The organism is Streptomyces sp. NPDC107500, assembly GCF_055582785.1.
Genome location: NZ_JBVJPF010000003.1, coordinates 702,073 through 720,799 on the forward strand (window position 1 = coordinate 702,073; position 18,727 = coordinate 720,799).

An 18,727-nucleotide genomic window follows, 5' to 3' on the forward strand; every position below is an offset into this window, starting at 1 on the left:
TCGGGCGCTCCGGTCACTTGGGGGTGACCACCTTGTAGTTCTTGGGGACCTGGGCGTCGGGCCTGCGCAGGTACAGCGGCCGGGGCTCGGGCAGCTGCTCGCCCGCGGCGAGCTTCTCGGCGGCCAGGCACGCGAGGGCGGCGGCGGAGACGTGCTCGGGCTCGTGCGCCTTGGGGAAGGTGTCCGGGTACAGCAGCGCGCCCGCGCCGACGGCCGGAAGCCCCGCGACCTGCCCGGCGATGTCGGCGGGGCGGTCGACGGCCGGGTCGGTGAGCCGGGTGCGGGAGTCGGCGTAGCGCGCCCAGTAGACCTCCTTGCGGCGGGCGTCGGTCGCCACCACGAAGGGTCCCTCCAGGTCGGCGGCGTAGGCGAGGCCGTCCAGCGTGCACACGCCGTGCACCGGCACCCCGAGCGCGAGCCCGAAGGTGTCCGCGGTCATCAGGCCGACGCGCAGGCCCGTGTACGGGCCCGGGCCGATGCCGGCGACGACCCCGGTGACGGCGTCGAGCCGCAGTCCGGCCTCGGCGAGCACCCGGTCGACGGCGGGCAGCAGCAGCTCACCGTGCCGGCGTGCGTCCACCTGGCTCGACGAGGCGATGACGTCCGTACCGTCGTGCAGCGCGACGGTCACGGCGGGCGTGGCGGTATCCAGAGCGAGCAAGAGCACGCAAACAGCCTACGGCGCCGCGCGCCCCTCGGCGGACGCCCGGTGGGCGGCCCCCGCCCACACCCGTGTCGCACAACGCGGCCACCTCGTCACGGACTGCTACCGTCGCCCGGGAACGCAGGCACGACGTACGACGACGAGGTGGTCGCCCGTGGCAAGCAGCAGCGCCGGTTTCGTCACCGGCCTCACCGCGGCCGCCCTCGCGACGATCGGCTACCTCGCCCACCAGGCCTCCGCCGACATCCCGCCCGACCTCGGCCGGACCCAGGTCGGCGGCACACCCGCCCCGGGCGCCTCCAAGGCACCGCGCGACCGCAGGCACCCGGAGGCACTGCCGACCGGGTCCGGGCAGGGTGAACGGGTGGTGTACTCGGTGGACGACGACCGGGTGTGGCTGGTCGGCGCGGGCGGCAAGGTGGCGCGCACCTTCCGGGTCACACCCAGCTCGGTCGACCCGGCGCCGGGCACCTACGCGGTCACCTCCAGGTCCAACCGGGTCACCGGGTCCGACGGCGTCCCGGTCGAGCACGTCGTGCGCTTCACCAGCACCGCGGGCGTGGTGATCGGGTTCAGCGCGGCGCTCGACGGCTCGACGGCGAAGCCCGATCCGGGCGAGCGCACCGGCGGCATCCGGGAGTCGCGTGCGGACGGCGACGCGATGTGGCGGTTCGCGACGATCGGGCAGCCGGTCGTCGTCGTTCCCTGAGGCGCGGGCCCTTGGCGGGTCAGGCGGCCTCGCGGTGCTCCCGGAGGGGCCCGCGGGCCTCGGGTTCGGGTGCGCGCGGCGGCGTCGAGACCGCCGCGGCGGCGGCGCAGGACGCCAGCAGTTCACTCATGGGCACCCCGCTGAGCGCGGACGACTGCGGCCGGCGGCGGGCCTGCGGCTCGGTCTGGGACATGGACGCCTCCTGAAGGTCGGGGGCGGGCGTGGTTAGGCATGCCTAACCACGAGCTGGGTACCATGTGACCACGCGCAAGACCCGGAACGCAATATTTTGCCGACGCTTTGTCGGAACATCCCCGGTGGCTTCCGCCGGGGCCGCGCTCAGCCCGCGAGCACGCTCGTGTCGGCCTCGGCCCAGCGCGCGCCGACGCCGGTCACCGTCACGTGCCGCACCTCGTCCGTGGTGTCGCCGACGGCGCGGTGGATCCACAGCTGCAACCGGTCGTCGGTCAGCTCCTCGACCTTGCCCTCGCCCCACTCCACGACGATCACCGAGTCGGGCAGCGAGACGTCCAGGTCGAGGTCCTCCATGTCGTCCAGACCGCCGGACAGCCGGTAGGCGTCCACGTGGACGAGCGGCGGGCCGTCACCCAGCGAGGGGTGTACGCGGGCGATCACGAAGGTCGGGGAGGTGACGGCGCCGCGCACCCCCAGGCCCTCACCGAGCCCCCGGGTCAGCGTCGTCTTGCCCGCGCCCAGCTCCCCGCTGAGCATCACCAGGTCACCGGCGCGCAGCAGCTTGGCGAGCCTGCGGCCCAGTTCCCGCATCTGCTCGGGGGAGGTGACGGTGATCTCGGTCTCGGAGGCGGGCCGGTCGGGCTCAGCCGGGCCCCGCGCTGCTGCTGGTGCTTCCATAGCCATCCACGGTAGCCGCTGCCGGCACCGCGCCCGCGCGGGCGAGCAGGTCGGCCAGACGGTCCGTGACCAGCTCCGGGTGCTCCAGCATCACCAGGTGCCCCGCGTCGGGGACCAGCACCAGCTCCGCGTCCGGCAGCAGGCCCGCGATCGCCTCGCTGTGCTCGCTGGGCGTCACCAGGTCCCGCACCCCCGCCAGCACCAGGACCGGCAGGCCGGCGAAGTGGGCGAGGGCCTCGGTCTTGTCGTGGTCGTTGAAGGCCGGGTAGTACTCGGCGACCACGTCGATCGGCGTCGACTCGATCATCCGCTCGGCGAAACGGGCCACGGCCGGGTCGACGTCCCGGGTGGCGAAGGAGTACCGCTTGATGATCCCGGCGAACAGGTCCGCCGTCGCCCGCCGCCCCTTCTCCACCAGCTCGGCGCGCTGCCCCAGCGCCTTCAGCACGCCCGGCAGCACCCGCCGGACCGCGTTGACACCGGCCACCGGCAGCCCGAAGTTGACCTCGCCGAGCCGGCCGGAGGAGGTGCCTACCAGGGCGACGCCGACGACCCGCTCGCGGACCAGGTCGGGGAACGCGTCGGCCAGGGCCATCACGGTCATGCCGCCCATGGAGTGCCCGACCAGCACGATCGGCCCCTCGGGCACGGCCGCGTCGATGACCGCCTTCAGGTCCCGGCCCAGCTCCTCGATGGTGACCGGGCGGCCGTCCCGCCCCTGGGCCACGCCCCGCGCGGACCGGCCGTGGCTGCGCTGGTCCCAGTGCACGGTGCGCACGACGCCCCTCAGGGCGGCCCGCTGGAAGTGCCAGGAGTCCTGGTTGAGGCAGTAGCCGTGGCTGAAGACGACGGTCACCTCCGCGGGCTCCTTGCGGCCGAACAGGCGCCGTCTGCGCCGGGTGAGCGCGGACTCCGCGGCCGGTTCGACGTCGTCGACCTCGTAGTACAGCTCGGTGCCGTCGTCGGCGTACGCCTTGCCGGGGTTGCCGCGCAGTCCGCCGTACGGTCCCGCCGAGTCCAGGGCGAGCCGGGCCTTCTGGCGCATCCCGCGGCCGACCGTCAGCCGCTCTATCGCCACACCGGCCGCCGCGCCCGCCGCGACCACGCCTATGGCGACGCCGGCGATGCCGGTCGCCCTGCGCCAGCCGCCGGCGGCGGCCTCGGTGGCCGCTTCCGTGGCGGAGGCGACGGCCGACGCGACGGCCTCCGCGTTGCTCTCGCTCACGTACACCGCTCCTCTTCGCCGGGCCGCTGTGCGGATACCCACTGGTTGCCGATTCACCTGAACGCGCGTCACGCGCGCCACCGGGTGGACCGACGCGTCACTCGTTCACATAGACGCGCGGGACGCGGGATCCGATCCGGGTGACGATCTCGTACCCGATGGTTCCCGCCGCCTGCGCCCAGTCCTCGGCGGTGGGTTCGCCGCGGTCGCCGGGCCCGAACAGCACCGCTTCGGCGCCCGGTTCGGGCCGGTCGCCACCGAGGTCGACGACGAACTGGTCCATCGCGATCCGCCCCGCGACGGTGCGCCACTTGCCGTCGACCAGGACGGGGCCGGTGGAGGAGGCGTGGCGCGGGATGCCGTCCGCGTAGCCGAGGGGGACGAGACCGAGGGTGGTGTCGCCGGGGGTCGTGTAGTGGTGCCCGTAGCTGACGCCGTGGCCGCCCGGGACCTGCTTGATCAGGGCCAGCGCGGCGGTCAGCGTCATCACGGGCCGCAGTCCGAGGTCGGCGGGGGTGCCGATCTCGGGGCTGGGCGAGACGCCGTACATCGCGATGCCGGGCCGCACCAGGTCGAAGTGGGCCTCGGGGAGGGTGAGCGTGGCGGGCGAGTTGGCGATGTGCCGCACGTCGGGGCGTACGCCCTGCCGCTCGGCGTACGCGGTCATCTCCTGGAAGAGGGTGAGCTGGGCGGCGATGGAGGGGTGCCCGGGCTCGTCGGCGCAGGCGAAGTGCGACCAGAGCCCGGTGACCCGGAGCAGGCCCTCGGCCTCGGCGCGCAGGGCCTCACGGACCAGTTCCGCCCAGTCCGCGCCCGGCTGGCAGCCGCCCCGGCCGAGCCCGGTGTCGGCCTTGAGCTGCACGAGCGCGGGGCGCCCGGCGAGCCGTGCCGCCGCGGTGACCTCGGTCAGGGCCCACAGGGCGCTGACGGAGACGTCGAGACCGGCCTCGACGGCCTCCCGCCAGGGGCCGCCCGGCGTCCACAGCCAGCACATGATCCGTACGTCGTCCGGCAGTCCGGCCTCCGCGCGCAGGGCGAGCGCCTCCTGTGGAGTGGCCGTGCCCAGCCAGGTCGCGCCCGCCTCGACGGCCGCGCGGGCGCAGGGTGCCGCGCCGTGGCCGTATCCGTCGGCCTTGACGACGGCCATGAGAGCCGCCCCGGGGGCCCGTTCGCGCAGGGCGCGGACGTTGGCCCGCAGGGCGGCCAGGTCGATCTCGGCCCGGGCCCGCAGTACCGCGTCCCGCCGAGCAGCTGTCTCACTCATCGTGCCCACAGTCTCTCAGAGCCCCCGGCCGTCGCCGTGTGCCCGGCGTCACCGCCGGGCGGCGGCCGGCAGTGGTTAGGGTGCCCGGCATGAGCATCATCGGGGTCGGGATCGACGTGGCCGAGATCGAGCGGTTCGGGGCGTCGCTGGAGCGCACACCGGCCCTGGCGGAGCGGCTCTTCCTGGAGAGCGAGTTGCGGCTGCCGAGCGGGGAGCGCCGGGGCGTCGCCTCGCTCGCCGCCCGCTTCGCGGCGAAGGAGGCGCTGGCCAAGGCGCTGGGCGCGCCGGCCGGCCTGCTCTGGACGGACGCCGAGGTGTACGTCGAGGACAGCGGCCGGCCGCGGCTGCGGGTGACGGGGACGGTGGCGGCGCGGGCGGCGGAACTGGGGGTGGCGTCGTGGCACGTGTCCCTGAGCCATGACGCGGGGGTGGCCTCGGCGGTGGTGATCGCGGAGGGCTAGCGCCTCCTCCACGGATCTCCAGGTGCCGTCAGGGGTTCCTGGGCCCGGCCCCGGTCGGCCGGACCCGGATGTGCATGCGCTCGCCCTGGGCGCCGTACAGGGCGATCCACTCGACCGGCCGGTCCCCCGCGTTGGCGATGCCGTGCGGGACGCGGGTGTCGAACTCCGCGGTCTCGCCGGCCGTCAGGACGAGGTCGTGGTCGCCGAGGGCGAGGAGCAGCCGGCCGGAGAGGACGTAGAGCCACTCGTGGCCCTCGTGGGCCCCCTGTTCGGGGCGCGGGCTCCCCGGGGTCCGCGGGACGGCCGGGGCGGGGAGGATCTGCTTGTAGGCGTGCAGCCCGTCGTTCGGGTTCCGGGTGAGCGGGACCCAGGTCTGGCCGTGCCGGGTGAAGGGCCGGGGATGGACGCGGGGGTCGCCGGTGCTGGAGCCGACCAGTTCGTCCAGGGGCAGGCGGTGGGCCCTGGCCAGCGGCAGCAGGTGCCGCAGTCCGGGCTCCCGGTGCCCCGACTCCAGCCGGGACAGCGTGCTCACGGAGACGCCGGTGGCCGTGGCGAGCTGCGCCAGGGTGAGCCCGCGGGCCTGCCGGATCGCTCGCAGGCGGGTCCCCAGCGAGGTCATGACCTGTGCCGTCTCCTCGTCGCCCATGGGACAACTGTCCCGCACATCGCGGGCGCCGGGCTCGTGCGTGTTCCGGGTGTACGGGGAAGACTCGACGGCATGCGGACTGCGTACAGCGTGGAGACGGTCAGGACGGCGGAACGCCAGGAGATGGCACGGCTGCCGGAGGGGGCGTTGATGCAACGGGCCGCCGCCGGGCTGGCCGCCGCCTGCGCCGAGGTGCTCGGACGGGTGGCGGGCCGGGTCTACGGCAGCCGGGTGGTGCTGCTGGTCGGCAGCGGGGACAACGGCGGTGACGCCCTGTACGCCGGGGCGCGGCTGGCCCGGCGGGGGGCGGGGGTGACGGCGGTGCTGCTGGCGCCGGACCGCGCGCACGGACCGGGGCTGGCCGCGTTGCGCCGGGCGGGTGGCCGGACGGTGGCGGGGACCGGTGCCGGGTCGGCCGTGGAGCTGGTCACGCGGGCCGACCTGGTCGTCGACGGGATCGTCGGGATCGGCGGCAAGGGCGGGTTGCGGGAGGAGGCGGTGCCGCTCGCGGACGCGGCCGCGCGGTCCCGGGCCGCCGTCGTCGCCGTCGACCTGCCGAGCGGGGTCGACGCGGACACCGGGGAGGTGCGGGGGGCCGCGGTCCGCGCCGATCTGACGGTCACCTTCGGGGCGCACAAGCCGGGCCTGCTGGTCGATCCGGCCCGTGAGTACGCCGGTTCGGTGCGGCTGGTCGACATCGGGCTGCCGCTGCCGGGTGAGGCGGCCGAGCTGGAGGCGCTCCAGCACGCGGACGTGGCCCGGCTGCTGCCGGTGCCGGGCGCGGAGAGCGACAAGTACCGGCGGGGGGTCGTGGGGGTCGCCGCCGGGTCGGCCCGTTATCCGGGCGCGGCGGTGCTCGCCGTCGCCGGTGCGCTGCGGGGCGGGGCCGGGGCGGTGCGGTACGTGGGTCCGGCGGGGGACGCGGTGATCGCCCGCTTCCCGGAGACGCTCGTATCCGAAGGGGGCCCGAAGCGGGCGGGGCGGGTCCAGGCGTGGGTGGTCGGACCGGGCGCCGGTGACGACGCGGGGGCGGTGGCCGAGGTGCTGGCGGCCGAGGTGCCGGTGCTGATCGACGCGGACGGGCTGCGGCTGGCCGACGCGGACGCGGTGCGGGCACGCACGGCGGCGACGTTGATGACGCCGCACGCCGGGGAGGCGGCCGCGCTGCTCGGGGTGGGCCGGGAGGAGGTCGAGGGGGCGCGGCTGGCCTCGGCGCGGGAACTGGCGGCGCGGTACGGGGCGACGGTGCTGCTGAAGGGCTCGACGACGGTGGTGGCGGGGGCGGACGGCGGGCCGGTCCGGGTCAACCCGACGGGCACGTCGTGGCTCGCGACGGCCGGGAGCGGGGACGTGCTCTCCGGGCTCGCGGGCTCCCTGCTGGCAGCGGGGCTGTCGGCCCTGGACGCGGGGAGCACGGCGGCGTACCTGCACGGCCTGGCGGGCCGCTTCGCGGCTCGGGGGGCACCGGTGGGGGCGCACGACGTGGCGGCGGCGATCCCACGGGCGTGGCGGGACGTGCAGGAGGGCTGAGCGGGGGGGCGTACTCCCGGAAGGCGGCCCAGAAGGCCGAGCGCCCCACCCGGCGCCCCGCCCTGAGTAGGGTGGCCGCATGATCCCCGGTCAGGACCCCGTGCCCGTGGACCCCGGCTCGCTGCCCAAGGTCGAGTTCGGCTTCCCCGGGCCCCTGCGCGACCGGCTCGTCGCGGCGGTGCTCGACGGGTCGAAGACCTCCACGACCGGCCTGCTCCTCGACTACGAGCACGAGGACGAGCCGCTGCCGCGGGCCGGCGACCGCGGGGTGCTCGTCGACTCGCACGAGCGCCCGGTGGCCGTCGTCGAGGTGACCGACGTACGCGTGGTCCCGCTCGGCGAGGTGGATCTCGCCCACGCGGTGGACGAGGGCGAGGGATACACCAGCGTGGCCGAGTGGCGGGCGGGCCACGAGGGGTTCTGGCACGGCGAGGAGATGCGCGCGGCCCTGGACGACCCGGAGTTCACCGTGGACGACACGACGCCGGCGGTGCTGGAACGCTTCCGGGTCGTCACCGTGCTGCCCGCCCCCGCCCGCTGAGGCGCCGCTGAATCACTCCACCGTCACGGACTTCGCCAGGTTCCGCGGCTGGTCCACCTCGTTGCCCCGGGCCGTCGCCAGCTCGCACGCGAAGACCTGCAACGGCACCGTCGCCACCAGCGGCTGGAGCAGGGTCGGCGTGGCCGGGATGCGGACCAGGTGGTCGGCGTACGGGACGACCGCCTCGTCGCCCTCCTCGGCGATCACGATGGTGCGGGCGCCCCGGGCCCTGATCTCCTGGATGTTGGACACGATCTTGTCGTGCAGAACGGAGCGCCCGCGCGGCGACGGCACGACCACGACGACCGGCAGGTCCTCCTCGATCAGCGCGATCGGCCCGTGCTTCAGCTCGCCCGCGGCGAAGCCCTCGGCGTGCATGTACGCCAACTCCTTGAGCTTCAGCGCGCCTTCGAGGGCGACCGGGTGCCCGACGTGCCGGCCCAGGAACAGCACCGTGTTCTTGTGGGCGAGGGAGCGCGCCAGCTCGCGCACGGGCTCCATGGTCTCCAGCACCCGCTCGACCGCGCCGGAGATCCGCGAGAGGTCGCGGACGACGTCGCGGATCTCGTCGCCGTACTTGGTCCCCCGCACCTGCCCGAGGTAGAGGGCGACCAGGTAGCAGGCGACCAGCTGGGTGAGGAACGCCTTGGTGGAGGCGACGGCGACCTCGGGTCCCGCGTGCGTGTAGAGCACCGCGTCGGATTCGCGCGGGATGGTGGAGCCGTTGGTGTTGCAGATGGCCAGCACCTTGGCGCCCTGCTCGCGGGCGTGGCGCAGGGCCATGAGGGTGTCCATGGTCTCGCCGGACTGGGAGATCGCGACGACCAGCGTCTGCTGGTCGAGGATCGGGTCGCGGTAGCGGAACTCGCTGGCCAGCTCCACCTCGCAGGGGACCCGCGTCCAGTGCTCGATGGCGTACTTGGCGATCAGCCCGGCGTGGAAGGCCGTACCGCAGGCGACGATGACGACCTTGTCGACCTCGCGCAGCACCCCCGGCGGGATGCGCACCTCGTCCAGGCTCAGCGTGCCGGACCCGTCGATGCGGCCCAGCAGGGTGTCGGCGACCGCCTTGGGCTGCTCGGCGATCTCCTTGAGCATGAAGTAGTCGTAGCCGGCCTTCTCGGCGGCCGAGGCGTCCCAGTCGACGTGGTACGAGCGGACCTCGGCGGGGCTGCCGTCGAAGCCGGTGACCGTCACACCGTCCCGGCGCAGTTCGACGACCTGGTCCTGGCCCAGCTCCAGGGCGTCCCGGGTGTGCGCGATGAAGGCCGCCACGTCCGAGGCGAGGAAGGACTCGCCCTCCCCCACGCCCACCACCAGCGGCGAGTTGCGGCGGGCGCCGACGACCACGTCCGGCGCGTCCGCGTGCACCGCGACCAGGGTGAAGGCGCCCTCCAGCCGACGGCACACCAGCCGCATCGCCTCGGCGAGGTCGGCGCAGGCGGAGAACTCCTCGGCGAGCAGGTGGGCGACGACCTCGGTGTCGGTCTCGGAGGGCAGTTCGTGGCCGCGCTCGGCCAGCTCGGCCCGCAGAGGCGCGAAGTTCTCGATGATGCCGTTGTGCACCACGGCCACCCGTCCCGCGTTGTCGAGGTGCGGGTGGGCGTTGGTGTCGGTGGGGCCGCCGTGGGTGGCCCAGCGGGTGTGGCCGATGCCGGTCGCGGCGGACGGCAGCGGGTGTTCGGACAGTTCCTTGTCGAGGTTGACGAGCTTGCCGGCCCGCTTCGCGGTGGCGAGGCCGCCGTCCGCGAGCACGGCCACGCCCGCCGAGTCGTATCCCCGGTACTCGAGCCGCTTCAGTCCGGCCATCACGACATCGAGCGCCGACTGCGACCCCACGTATCCCACGATTCCGCACATGACCGGCAGCCTACGATCAGATTCGATCCCGAACCGGGCTTGTCGTGCCCGAAATCGGAAATTCCCGCCGGGGTACGAAGACCCCGGCGGCCGGATTCAGCCCAGCTTGGCGAGCTGCGCGTCGCTGATCTCCGTGGGGAACGGGAAGTCCTTGCCGGTGCCGGCGGCGGCCAGATTGAGGACGGTGAAGGTGGCGACGGTGGAGCCCTTGCGGGTGACGGACACCTTCACCGGGAACTCGTCACCGTCCTCCCCGACCATCGTCATCGTCATGGCGACGGACTCGTCCGCCCCGCCGGCCGCCTCTCCCTGCGCCACCTTGGCGATCTTGGCCGGTTCACCCATTGCGGTGAAGGTGAAGCCGCCGGCGCAAGCGCCGGCCGCCTCCTTCACGTCCTTCAGCACCGCCTCGGCACCGCCGTCGTCGTAGGTCGCCAGCGTCACCAGCGCCTTGTCCAGGTCGAACGCGGCGCCGATGGCCTCCTCGGTGCCCGCGTCACCGGACGGCTTCTTCGGACCCTCGGTCCAGCTCCGCTTGACGGCCGCCGCGGGCTCGCCCAGGGGGACGCCGGTCTCGGCGAAGGCGAGCGGCTCGCACTCCGCCTTGTCGCCCTTCACCTTGTCCTTGGCCACGTCGTCCGCCGCCGACACCTTGGTGACCTTGCCGTTCTTGACGTCCGCCTGCGTCAGGGCCGCCTTCTCCAGCTCGGCCGCGGTGAGCGCCGGAGCCGCGGAAGCGGCCGCGCCGCCCGCGTCCTTGCCGTCGCCGGACGCCTTGCCGCCGCTGCCGTCGCCACCGTCGTCGGAGGACCCGCAGGCGGTGACGAGCAGGGCCAGGGCGGCGGCGGAGGCCGCGAGCGCGGTACGGCGGATGACGGTCAGTCTCACGTCGGGCTCTTTCTTCAAGATGGCGGATGTCCTCGAAGGTCCACACAGGCGTCAGGACACGCATCCGCACAAACGTGCGATGACTGTAGACACAGCTGACTGACAGGTGATCAGGACTGCGCCACCCGATACCCGACCGTGACGCCCACGTGATCTCCGCCGGGAGGGCCGGAGCGGGCGTGACACAGCCCACCTGCCGCCCCGTTCAAACTCCGTTAACAATGGACTGTGATCTCTCCGGTCCCCTCGATACCGCGGAGCGCCCACCGGCACCGGCCGGAGGCGACTCCCTACGTCGACCTCACCCGCACCGAGTGGAGCGCGCTGCGCGAGAAGACGCCGCTGCCGCTGACCGCCGAGGAGGTCGAGAAGCTGCGCGGCCTCGGCGACGTCATCGACCTCGACGAGGTGCGGGACATCTACCTCCCGCTGTCCCGGCTCCTCAACCTCTACGTCGGCGCCACCGACGGCCTGCGCGGCGCCCTGAACACCTTCCTCGGCGCGCAGGGCTCCCAGTCCGGCACCCCGTTCGTCATAGGGGTCGCCGGCTCGGTCGCGGTCGGCAAGTCCACCGTCGCCCGCCTGCTCCAGGCGCTGCTGTCCCGCTGGCCCGAGCACCCGCGCGTCGAACTGGTCACGACCGACGGCTTCCTGCTGCCGACGCGGGAGCTGGAGCAACGCGGCCTGATGTCCCGCAAGGGCTTCCCCGAGTCCTACGACCGCCGGGCCCTGACCCGCTTCGTCGCCGACATCAAGGCGGGCAAGGCGGAGGTCACGGCACCCGTGTACTCCCACCTCATCTACGACATCGTCCCGGACCAGAAGCTCGTCGTCCGCCGCCCCGACATCCTGATCGTCGAGGGCCTCAACGTGCTCCAGCCCGCGCTGCCCGGCAAGGACGGCCGCACCAGGGTCGGGCTCGCCGACTACTTCGACTTCAGCGTGTACGTCGACGCCCGCACCGAGGACATCGAGCACTGGTACCTCAGCCGCTTCCGGAAGCTGCGCGAGACCGCCTTCCAGAACCCGTCCTCGTACTTCCGCAAGTACACCCAGGTGTCGGAGGAGGAGGCCCTCGACTACGCCCGCACCACCTGGCGCACCATCAACAAGCCCAACCTGGTGGAGAACGTGGCCCCCACCCGGGGCCGGGCCACCCTCGTCCTGCGCAAGGGCCCCGACCACAAGGTGCAGCGCCTCAGTCTGCGCAAGCTGTGACGCGGGGCCCGGTCGACGGTAGAAATACCGGATGCTGCATCTGCGCCTGATCACCCCGGCCGACCGGACCGACGAGGTGGTCCGACTGATCGACCGTACCGTCGGCACCACTCATCTCGTCGTCCTGCCTGGCGTCGCCCGCGAACCCGAGGGGGACGTCGTCATGTGCGACGTGGCCCGCGAGGCGGGCGACGAACTCATCGGCGGCCTGCGGTCGTTGGGCATCGACAGCTGCGGCGCCATCACCGCGGAGAACATCGACCTCTCCCTCTCCGAGCGCGCCGACAAGGCGGAGAAGGACGCCCCGGGCGAGCCCGCCGACGCGGTGCTGTGGGAGCAGTTGGAGGAGGCGACGCACGAGGAGTCGACCCTCTCCGTCACGTACGTCGCCTTCATCACGCTGGCCACGATGATCGCGGCCTGCGGTGTGGTGCTGGACAACGCGATCCTGATCGTGGGCGCGATGGCGGTCGGCCCGGAGTTCGGCCCCCTGGCCGGCGTCTGCACCGCGATCGTCCAACGGGCCCCGCGGCTGGCCCTGCGCTCACTGACCGCCCTGCTGGTGGGCTTCGCGGTGGCGATGGCGGTGACGGTGGGCTTCAGCTGGATGATGGACGCGTTCAACCTGTTCAGCGAGGCCAGGCTGGAGGGCGACCGCCCCAACACCGGGTTCGTCTACGCCCCCGACTGGTTCTCGTTCGTGGTGGCGGTCCTGGCCGGGGCCGCGGGGACGCTGTCCCTGACGTCCGCCAAGTCGGGTGCGCTGGTCGGCGTCGCCATCTCGGTGACGACCGTCCCGGCGGCCGCGAACGCGGCCGTGGCCCTCTTCTACGACGACACCCACCAGGCGTTGCGCTCGAGCGAGCAGCTCGTGCTCAACCTGGTCGCCATCATCCTGGCCGGCACCCTGACCCTGCTCGCCCAGAAGGCCCTGTGGGCAACCCAACGACGCCGGACAGGGAAGCCCACCTAGGGGCGCGGGGAACTGCGCGACAAGCCACGACGAACCCGCAGCCCGCGACGAACAGAACCCCCACCCCGAACCCGGCCCCGCGAACTACCCCAGCGCCGACTTGACGGAATCCGCCAGCCGCCCGGCAACAGACCGAGCCTGCTCGATGTCCGCCGCCTCGACCATGACCCGCACCAGCGGCTCGGTCCCGGACGACCGCAACAACACCCGCCCGGTACTGCCCAGCTCCCGCTCCGCCTCGGAGACCGCCGTCGCCAACTCGGCAGAGGTCGTCACCCGCGACTTGTCCACGTCCGGCACATTGATCAGCACCTGCGGCAGCCGCTCCATGACCCCCGCCAGCTCGCGCAGCGAGCGGCCGGTCTGCGCGACCCGCGCCGCCAGCATCAGCCCGGTCAGCGTGCCGTCACCGGTGGTGGCGTGGTCGAGGATGATGACGTGCCCGGACTGCTCGCCGCCGAGGGCGTAGCCGTGCTCCTTCATCTCCTCCAGGACGTACCGGTCGCCGACGCCGGTCTGCACGAACCGGATGCCCTCGCGCTCCATGGCGAGCTTGAAGCCCAGGTTGGACATGACCGTCGCGACGACCGTGTCCGAACGCAGCGCCTCCCGCTCCCGCATGGCCAGCGCGAGCACGGCGAGGATCTGGTCGCCGTCCACCTCCGCGCCGGTGTGGTCCACGGCGAGGCAGCGGTCGGCGTCGCCGTCGTGGGCGATGCCCAGGTCGGCGCCGTGCTCGACGACGGCGGCCTTGAGCAGGTCGAGGTGGGTGGAGCCGCAGCCGTCGTTGATGTTGAGGCCGTCGGGCACCGCGCCGATGGTGACCAGCTCGGCACCGGCCCGCGCGAACGCCTCGGGCGAGACCCGGGAGGCCGCGCCGTGCGCCTCGTCGAGGACGATCTTCAGTCCGTCGAGCCGGTTCGGCAGCACGCCGACGAGGTGGGCGACGTACTGGTCGAGCCCTTCGTCGTAGTCCCGCACCCGGCCCACGCCGGCGCCGGTCGGGCGGTCCCAGGGGGCGCCGGTGCGGTGCTCCGCGTAGACGGACTCGATCCGGTCCTCCAGCTCGTCGGCGAGCTTGTGGCCGCCGCGGGCGAAGAACTTGATGCCGTTGTCGGGCATGGCGTTGTGGCTGGCGGAGAGCATCACGCCGAGGTCGGCGCCGAGCGCGCCGGTGAGGTGGGCGACCGCGGGCGTCGGCAGCACGCCGACCCGAAGCACGTCCACGCCGGCGCTGGCCAGACCCGCGACGACGGCGGCTTCCAGGAACTCGCCGGAGGCGCGCGGATCCCGGCCCACCACCGCGGTCGCCCGGTGTCCGGCGAAGGTGCCCGCCTCGGCCAGTACGTGCGCCGCGGCCACGGAGAGTCCGAGCGCCAGCTCGGCCGTCAGATCCGCGTTGGCGACGCCGCGCACGCCGTCCGTGCCGAAGAGTCGTCCCACTTGTCCTCCTGAGGAAACGTCAATTCCGAACACAAGCATTTCAGCTTCTGAACGCTTGAACGTCTTGTGCCGTTATACGCCCAACGACGGGGATAAACGAACGCCCCGGCAGCACAGTGGCGTGCCGCCGGGGCGTTCGGAGTACAGCCGGTGCGACTTAGCGCTTGCTGTACTGCGGAGCCTTGCGGGCCTTCTTCAGACCGGCCTTCTTGCGCTCGACCGCACGGTCGTCGCGCTTGAGGAAGCCGGCCTTCTTGAGCGGACCGCGGTTGTTGTCGACGTCGGCCTCGTTCAGGGCGCGGGCGACACCGAGACGGAGCGCGCCGGCCTGGCCGGAGACACCGCCACCGGCGATGCGGGCGATGACGTCGTAACGGTCGTCCAGCTCGAGCACCTTGAAGGGCTCGTTGACCTCCTGCTGGTGCACCTTGTTGGGGAAGTAGTCCTCAAGGGTGCGGCCGTTGATCTTCCACTTGCCGGTGCCCGGGACGATCCGGACGCGGGCGATGGCGTTCTTGCGACGGCCCAGGCCGGCGGCCGGCTGGGGCTCGCCGAAGGCGGAGGCCATGGACTCCGAGGTGTACTCACCCTCGACGGGGACCTCGGACTCGGTGGTGTAGCTGTCGATGTCGATCTCTTCGAGCGGCTGCTCGGCAGTGGTCTCGGCCACGATGCTCCTCAGATTCTCTTCAGTCTTAGGGGGTGGCCGGAACTACTGCGCGACCTGGGTGATCTCGAACGGCTGCGGCTGCTGCGCGCCGTGCGGGTGCTGGTCACCCTTGTAGACCTTCAGCTTCGAGAGCATCTGACGGCCCAGCGAGTTCTTGGGAAGCATGCCCTTGACGGCCTTCTCGATGGCCTTCTCGGGGTTCTTGTCCAGGAGCTCGTCGTAGCGGACGGAGCGCAGACCGCCCGGGTAGCCGGAGTGGCGGTACGCCATCTTCTGGGTCCGCTTGTTGCCGGAGAGGTGCACCTTGTCGGCGTTGATGATGATGACGAAGTCACCGGTGTCGACGTGGGGCGCGTAGATCGGCTTGTGCTTGCCGCGCAGGATGGAGGCCGCAGTGGTGGCCAGACGACCCAGGACGACGTCCTGAGCGTCGATGACGTGCCACTGGCGCGTCACATCGCCGGGCTTGGGGCTGTACGTACGCACGGTTCGTAGCCTTCGCTTCTTCAGTGAGTGGTCCTGACATGGTCACCGAAGACGATCACGACAGCCCTGACCGCACCGCGGTGACGCATACCGCGTGCTGGTCGCTGGTCATCGGTCCCGGTGGACCGGTGTAAGGGCCCCTCACGTGAGAATGAGCAAGCCAATACACATACGACTGTGCAGAATACCCGGGCGCCCACGGCCGGGTCAAAACGGGGTCGCCGGGGCCCGCGCGGGCTCCGGCGACCGCCCGGACGGAACCCGGCCGCCGGCGTCCGGCACACCGGACCGGCCCTGCCGCGCCACCGTCACCGCGAGCACGCACAGGGTGAACGCGTCCCGGAAGGCCCGGCGCCGCTCCGAATCCAGCCAGGGCCAGGTCAGCCCCGGTACCTGAGGCACCAGGGAGATCCAGAACCACACCCCGCGGGCCACCGATCCACCGTACGGCAGCCCGGCGAGCAGCAGCGGCAGGGCGACCAGGAGGTAGTGGTCGTAGGAGGGCCGGGAGACGAGGAACGCCGAGAGCATCAGTCCGGCGCCGGTCTCCGCGAGCCGCAGCGGACCGGGGTCCCCGCGGCGCCAGCGCCGGTACGCGCAGAGCACCCCGGCGCAGGCCGCCGCCACCGCGAGCCCCTGCGCGAGCCCCTGCGGCACCCCCAGCCGGGGCAGCACGGCCGCCGGGGAGGCCTCGTAGAGCCGTACGAAGCCGTCGTCGCCGTGCAGCAGGAAAGGCAGGGTGCGGGTGAAGAAGCCGGCCGGGTCGGGCATCGCCAGCGCCGCCGCGCCGGAGGCCAGCGTGGGCACCAGGACGGCCGCCGCCAGGGCCCGCCACCGCCCGGCGAACAGGAAGAGCAGCAGGACGGGCGCGAGCAGCGGCTTGAGCGCGACCGCCGCGCCGACCACCGCGCCCGCCGCGGTCCACCGGCCCCGGCTCGCCAGCAGCAGGGACAGCGGGAGCGCCACGGTCGCCGTGACCGTCCAGTTGCCGAGCCGCACCAGGTGCCCGAACGGCGCGAAGCCCACCGCGAGCCCGGTCAGCCCGAGGACCGCGAGCCGGCTGCCGAGCGGCACGCGGTGCAGCCGCAGCGCACACGCCCAGGCCAGCGCCAGCAGGGCCGTCACCGCGCACGGGACCAGCACCCGCAGCACGGCCCCGGGCAGCAGCGCCTGCGGGACGGCGGCGAGGACCGCGCTCGGAAAATAGAGGAAGTGCGGATCGTCGTACGGGGAGCCGCCGGCCAGCCAGGTGCGGGCGGCCCGCACGACGATCGCGTTGTCCATGCCACCGTCCGAGGTCACCCGTGCCGCGTGTGCCGCGCAGGCCGCCAGCACGGTCACGAGAACCGCCCACAGGTGCCCTCCCGCAGGCCGCACCAACCACCCGGAGATGTCGCTTTTGCCCGTCCGCATGCACGGAACGCTAGGCGCTGCGGGCCCCGGGGACGCGCACCAGCACGCCGCTCGGCCCGTCTAAGATGCGCCCCATGAGCTTTGGGCAGGGGGGACCTCAGTCACAGTGGGATCCCTGGACACCGCAGTCGCAGCAGCAGCAACAGCAGCCCTGGAACAGTGGTGAAAGCGACAACACCCCGGACTGGGCGGCCCTCGCCGAGGCCTCCGAGGCCCGTGCCAAGCGCCGCAGGCTGTTCCTCATCGGCGGGGGCGCGCTGGCCACCGTGGCGATAGCCGGTGCCGTCGCCGTGGCCGTGGTCTCGGCGAACGGCTCCGGCCAGGCCTCCGACAGTCCGTCCTCGCAGCTGCCCGGGACGGCCGACATCCCGAGCGCGACGGCCACCGCCCCCTCCTTCGCGCCGACCAGCGCCCCGCCGCCGCTGGACCCGAAGGACTTCGTCGCCAGCGCCAAGAAGGACAAGGCCCCGCTCAGCCCGGACCTGCTCTTCCCCGGCACGCAGCTGACCATGGGCGAGACGGTCTACAAGAAGGGCCCCACGGCCGACACCCGCACCTGCGGCTCCGCCGTCCAGGGCTCGCTGCCGAAGGTCCTGAACGACAACGACTGCACCCGGCTGATCCGCGTCACGTACACCCAGGGCGACACCGCCGTGACCGTCGGCGTGGCCGTCTTCGACACCGAGGCGCAGGCCGCCAAGGCCAAGAAGCAGGCCGACAAGAAGAGCATCGTGCGCTCGCTGTCCGGCGGCGGGGTCAAGTCCTTCTGCACCGGCGCGGTCTGCCGCTCCACCACCAACTCCTACGGCCGCTACGCCTACTTCACCGTCGCGGGCTCCACCGGCGGCAAGGACGTCACGGAGAAGTCCACGGAGGTCTTCCGGGCCGGCGACGACCTCGCCGAGTTCGCCTTCCGGCAGATCCGCGGGCGCGGCGAGGCCCAGGCGTCGGCGGCGGCGGAGGGCTGATCAGCAGCAGCCGGCGCCGGGCAGGGACCGCTTGTTGCGGGCCTCCTTGTTCCGGGCGGCGAGCAGCTCGTCCGCCGGGTAACCGACCTCCTCCAGCGTCAGCCCGTGCGGCCGTACGACGTGCACCGCCGAGTCGCGGACCCCGGCGGCCAGCACCTTCGCCGGCCAGTCGGGCGCCCGGTGGCCGTCGCCGACGAACAGCAGCGCCCCGATGAGGGAGCGCACCATGTTGTGGCAGAAGGCATCGGCCCGCACGGTGGCGGTGACGATCCCGTCCTCCCCGCGCACCAGGCTCAGCTCCTGAAGCGTCCGGATGGTGGTGGCCCCCTCCCGCTTCTTGCAGTAGGCGGCGAAGTCGTGCTCGCCGAGCAGTCCGCGGGCGGCCTCGTTCATGGCGTCCACGTCGAGCGGCCAGTCGTGCCACAGGACGTGACCGCGCAGCAGCGGGTCGACGCCGCCCGGATTGTCGGTGACCCGGTAGGCGTAGCGCCGCCAGACCGCGGAGAACCGGGCGTTGAACCCACTGGGCGCCTCTCGCAGGGCCCAGACCCGCACGTCCCTCGGCAGCCGCCCCGCGAGCCGCTTGAGCAGCTTCTCGTGGTGCTCGGCCCACACCTCGCGCGGCAGGTCGACGTGGGCGACCTGGCCCCGGGCGTGCACCCCGGCGTCGGTGCGTCCCGCCACGGTCAGCTCGTACGTCCTGGGCGACCGCGTGACCGTCCGCAGCGCGTCCTCGATCTCGCCCTGCACGGTCCGCCGCCCCCCGGCCTGCTTGGCCCACCCGGAGAACTCGCTCCCGTCATAGGAGAGATCCAACCGCACCCGGACGAACCCGGGCTCCACTTCATCACTCACTCCAGGATCCTCTCAAGTACGCAAAAAGCGGGTCCGCCCC

Annotated in this window: 20 protein-coding genes; 7 read left to right on the plus strand and 13 right to left on the minus strand. The window is 73.1% G+C overall.

Translation table 11 applies throughout. From position 1 onward, the window contains the following. Positions 1-13: 13 nt before the first annotated feature. Positions 14-667: a tRNA (adenosine(37)-N6)-threonylcarbamoyltransferase complex dimerization subunit type 1 TsaB gene (tsaB, locus tag ACZ67M_RS14765; RefSeq protein ID WP_361352848.1), complete on the minus strand. Its 654-nt coding sequence runs from the start codon at positions 665-667 to the stop codon at positions 14-16. A 151-nt stretch (positions 668-818) separates the two neighbouring features. Here tsaB and ACZ67M_RS14770 point away from each other — a divergent pair, with 151 nt between their 5' ends. After that, the gene (locus ACZ67M_RS14770) at positions 819-1,373 is read left to right on the plus strand and encodes a hypothetical protein (protein ID WP_469851099.1); all 555 of its coding nucleotides are present in this window, start codon (positions 819-821) and stop codon (positions 1,371-1,373) included. A 19-nt stretch (positions 1,374-1,392) separates the two neighbouring features. Here the strand turns inward: ACZ67M_RS14770 and ACZ67M_RS14775 are convergent, their stop codons facing one another. From ACZ67M_RS14775 to alr, 4 genes are all read right to left on the minus strand, one after another. Further along, the gene (locus ACZ67M_RS14775; RefSeq protein ID WP_392009965.1) at positions 1,393-1,566 is read right to left on the minus strand and encodes a hypothetical protein; all 174 of its coding nucleotides are present in this window, start codon (positions 1,564-1,566) and stop codon (positions 1,393-1,395) included. 146 nt (positions 1,567-1,712) lie between these two features. After that, positions 1,713-2,246, minus strand: coding sequence for a tRNA (adenosine(37)-N6)-threonylcarbamoyltransferase complex ATPase subunit type 1 TsaE (gene tsaE, locus ACZ67M_RS14780; RefSeq protein ID WP_382810343.1), 534 nt, complete (start codon positions 2,244-2,246; stop codon positions 1,713-1,715). Then, positions 2,212-3,471, minus strand: a complete 1,260-nt coding sequence (locus ACZ67M_RS14785) for an alpha/beta fold hydrolase (protein WP_361352857.1) — start codon at positions 3,469-3,471, stop codon at positions 2,212-2,214. Before ACZ67M_RS14785 ends, tsaE begins: the two co-directional genes overlap by 35 nt. A gap of 97 nt (positions 3,472-3,568) precedes the next feature. Then, positions 3,569-4,735, minus strand: coding sequence for an alanine racemase (gene alr, locus ACZ67M_RS14790; protein ID WP_385794558.1), 1,167 nt, complete (start codon positions 4,733-4,735; stop codon positions 3,569-3,571). Positions 4,736-4,824: 89 nt separating this feature from the next. On the opposite strand from alr, the gene ACZ67M_RS14795 reads away from it, so the two are divergent. After that, positions 4,825-5,196 carry a holo-ACP synthase gene (locus ACZ67M_RS14795; protein ID WP_161327681.1) on the plus strand — a complete coding sequence of 124 codons (372 nt, stop codon included), beginning with the start codon at positions 4,825-4,827 and terminating at the stop codon, positions 5,194-5,196. A gap of 28 nt (positions 5,197-5,224) precedes the next feature. Here ACZ67M_RS14795 and ACZ67M_RS14800 read toward each other — a convergent pair whose 3' ends face one another. Next, positions 5,225-5,842, minus strand: coding sequence for a helix-turn-helix domain-containing protein (locus ACZ67M_RS14800; RefSeq protein ID WP_469851101.1), 618 nt, complete (start codon positions 5,840-5,842; stop codon positions 5,225-5,227). 72 nt (positions 5,843-5,914) lie between these two features. Here ACZ67M_RS14800 and ACZ67M_RS14805 point away from each other — a divergent pair, with 72 nt between their 5' ends. After that, complete coding sequence (locus ACZ67M_RS14805; RefSeq protein WP_385794555.1) at positions 5,915-7,372, plus strand: NAD(P)H-hydrate dehydratase; 1,458 nt, start codon at positions 5,915-5,917, stop codon at positions 7,370-7,372. Between the two features lie 79 nt (positions 7,373-7,451). Then, complete coding sequence (locus tag ACZ67M_RS14810) at positions 7,452-7,913, plus strand: ASCH domain-containing protein (protein WP_469851102.1); 462 nt, start codon at positions 7,452-7,454, stop codon at positions 7,911-7,913. Positions 7,914-7,925: 12 nt separating this feature from the next. Here the strand turns inward: ACZ67M_RS14810 and glmS are convergent, their stop codons facing one another. Next, entirely contained in the window at positions 7,926-9,773 is a 1,848-nt protein-coding gene (glmS, locus tag ACZ67M_RS14815) for a glutamine--fructose-6-phosphate transaminase (isomerizing) (RefSeq protein ID WP_125495600.1), read from the minus strand. Positions 9,774-9,869: 96 nt separating this feature from the next. After that, the gene (locus ACZ67M_RS14820; RefSeq protein ID WP_392099145.1) at positions 9,870-10,661 is read right to left on the minus strand and encodes a hypothetical protein; all 792 of its coding nucleotides are present in this window, start codon (positions 10,659-10,661) and stop codon (positions 9,870-9,872) included. A gap of 228 nt (positions 10,662-10,889) precedes the next feature. Here ACZ67M_RS14820 and coaA point away from each other — a divergent pair, with 228 nt between their 5' ends. Both coaA and ACZ67M_RS14830 read left to right on the plus strand, forming a co-directional pair. Continuing rightward, on the plus strand, positions 10,890-11,879 hold the full coding sequence (coaA, locus tag ACZ67M_RS14825) for a type I pantothenate kinase (RefSeq protein WP_122615773.1): 990 nt from the start codon (positions 10,890-10,892) through the stop codon (positions 11,877-11,879). 31 nt (positions 11,880-11,910) lie between these two features. Beyond that, positions 11,911-12,852 (plus strand): DUF389 domain-containing protein, encoded by a 942-nt coding sequence (locus ACZ67M_RS14830; protein WP_392099143.1) that lies wholly within the window; start codon positions 11,911-11,913, stop codon positions 12,850-12,852. 84 nt (positions 12,853-12,936) lie between these two features. Here the strand turns inward: ACZ67M_RS14830 and glmM are convergent, their stop codons facing one another. The 4 genes from glmM to ACZ67M_RS14850 all read right to left on the minus strand — a co-directional run bounded on the left by glmM (position 12,937) and on the right by ACZ67M_RS14850 (position 16,864). Next, positions 12,937-14,295, minus strand: a complete 1,359-nt coding sequence (gene glmM, locus ACZ67M_RS14835) for a phosphoglucosamine mutase (protein ID WP_361352878.1) — start codon at positions 14,293-14,295, stop codon at positions 12,937-12,939. Between the two features lie 157 nt (positions 14,296-14,452). Next, the gene (gene rpsI / locus ACZ67M_RS14840; RefSeq protein WP_043380984.1) at positions 14,453-14,965 is read right to left on the minus strand and encodes a 30S ribosomal protein S9; all 513 of its coding nucleotides are present in this window, start codon (positions 14,963-14,965) and stop codon (positions 14,453-14,455) included. Positions 14,966-15,007: 42 nt separating this feature from the next. Beyond that, entirely contained in the window at positions 15,008-15,451 is a 444-nt protein-coding gene (rplM, locus tag ACZ67M_RS14845) for a 50S ribosomal protein L13 (protein ID WP_064729367.1), read from the minus strand. A 207-nt stretch (positions 15,452-15,658) separates the two neighbouring features. Beyond that, entirely contained in the window at positions 15,659-16,864 is a 1,206-nt protein-coding gene (locus ACZ67M_RS14850; RefSeq protein ID WP_469851106.1) for a glycosyltransferase 87 family protein, read from the minus strand. 74 nt (positions 16,865-16,938) lie between these two features. On the opposite strand from ACZ67M_RS14850, the gene ACZ67M_RS14855 reads away from it, so the two are divergent. Then, entirely contained in the window at positions 16,939-17,832 is an 894-nt protein-coding gene (locus ACZ67M_RS14855) for a hypothetical protein (protein WP_392099140.1), read from the plus strand. Here the strand turns inward: ACZ67M_RS14855 and truA are convergent, their stop codons facing one another. Next, entirely contained in the window at positions 17,833-18,687 is an 855-nt protein-coding gene (truA, locus tag ACZ67M_RS14860; protein ID WP_392009935.1) for a tRNA pseudouridine(38-40) synthase TruA, read from the minus strand. It lies immediately after the preceding gene. Between the last annotated feature and the right edge of the window lie 40 nt (positions 18,688-18,727).

Bases quoted from the DNA above. Each gene is read 5' to 3' on its own strand.
- ACZ67M_RS14775 (WP_392009965.1), bottom strand. From the start codon at position 1,566: ATGTCCCAGACCGAGCCGCAGGCCCGCCGCCGGCCGCAGTCGTCCGCG.
- tsaE (WP_382810343.1), bottom strand. From the start codon at position 2,246: ATGGAAGCACCAGCAGCAGCGCGGGGCCCGGCTGAGCCCGACCGGCCC.
- alr (WP_385794558.1), bottom strand. From the start codon at position 4,735: ATGAGTGAGACAGCTGCTCGGCGGGACGCGGTACTGCGGGCCCGGGCC.
- ACZ67M_RS14795 (WP_161327681.1), top strand. From the start codon at position 4,825: ATGAGCATCATCGGGGTCGGGATCGACGTGGCCGAGATCGAGCGGTTC.
- ACZ67M_RS14800 (WP_469851101.1), bottom strand. From the start codon at position 5,842: ATGGGCGACGAGGAGACGGCACAGGTCATGACCTCGCTGGGGACCCGC.
- ACZ67M_RS14805 (WP_385794555.1), top strand. From the start codon at position 5,915: ATGCGGACTGCGTACAGCGTGGAGACGGTCAGGACGGCGGAACGCCAG.
- ACZ67M_RS14810 (WP_469851102.1), top strand. From the start codon at position 7,452: ATGATCCCCGGTCAGGACCCCGTGCCCGTGGACCCCGGCTCGCTGCCC.
- glmS (WP_125495600.1), bottom strand. From the start codon at position 9,773: ATGTGCGGAATCGTGGGATACGTGGGGTCGCAGTCGGCGCTCGATGTC.
- ACZ67M_RS14830 (WP_392099143.1), top strand. From the start codon at position 11,911: ATGCTGCATCTGCGCCTGATCACCCCGGCCGACCGGACCGACGAGGTG.
- ACZ67M_RS14850 (WP_469851106.1), bottom strand. From the start codon at position 16,864: ATGCGGACGGGCAAAAGCGACATCTCCGGGTGGTTGGTGCGGCCTGCG.
- ACZ67M_RS14855 (WP_392099140.1), top strand. From the start codon at position 16,939: ATGAGCTTTGGGCAGGGGGGACCTCAGTCACAGTGGGATCCCTGGACA.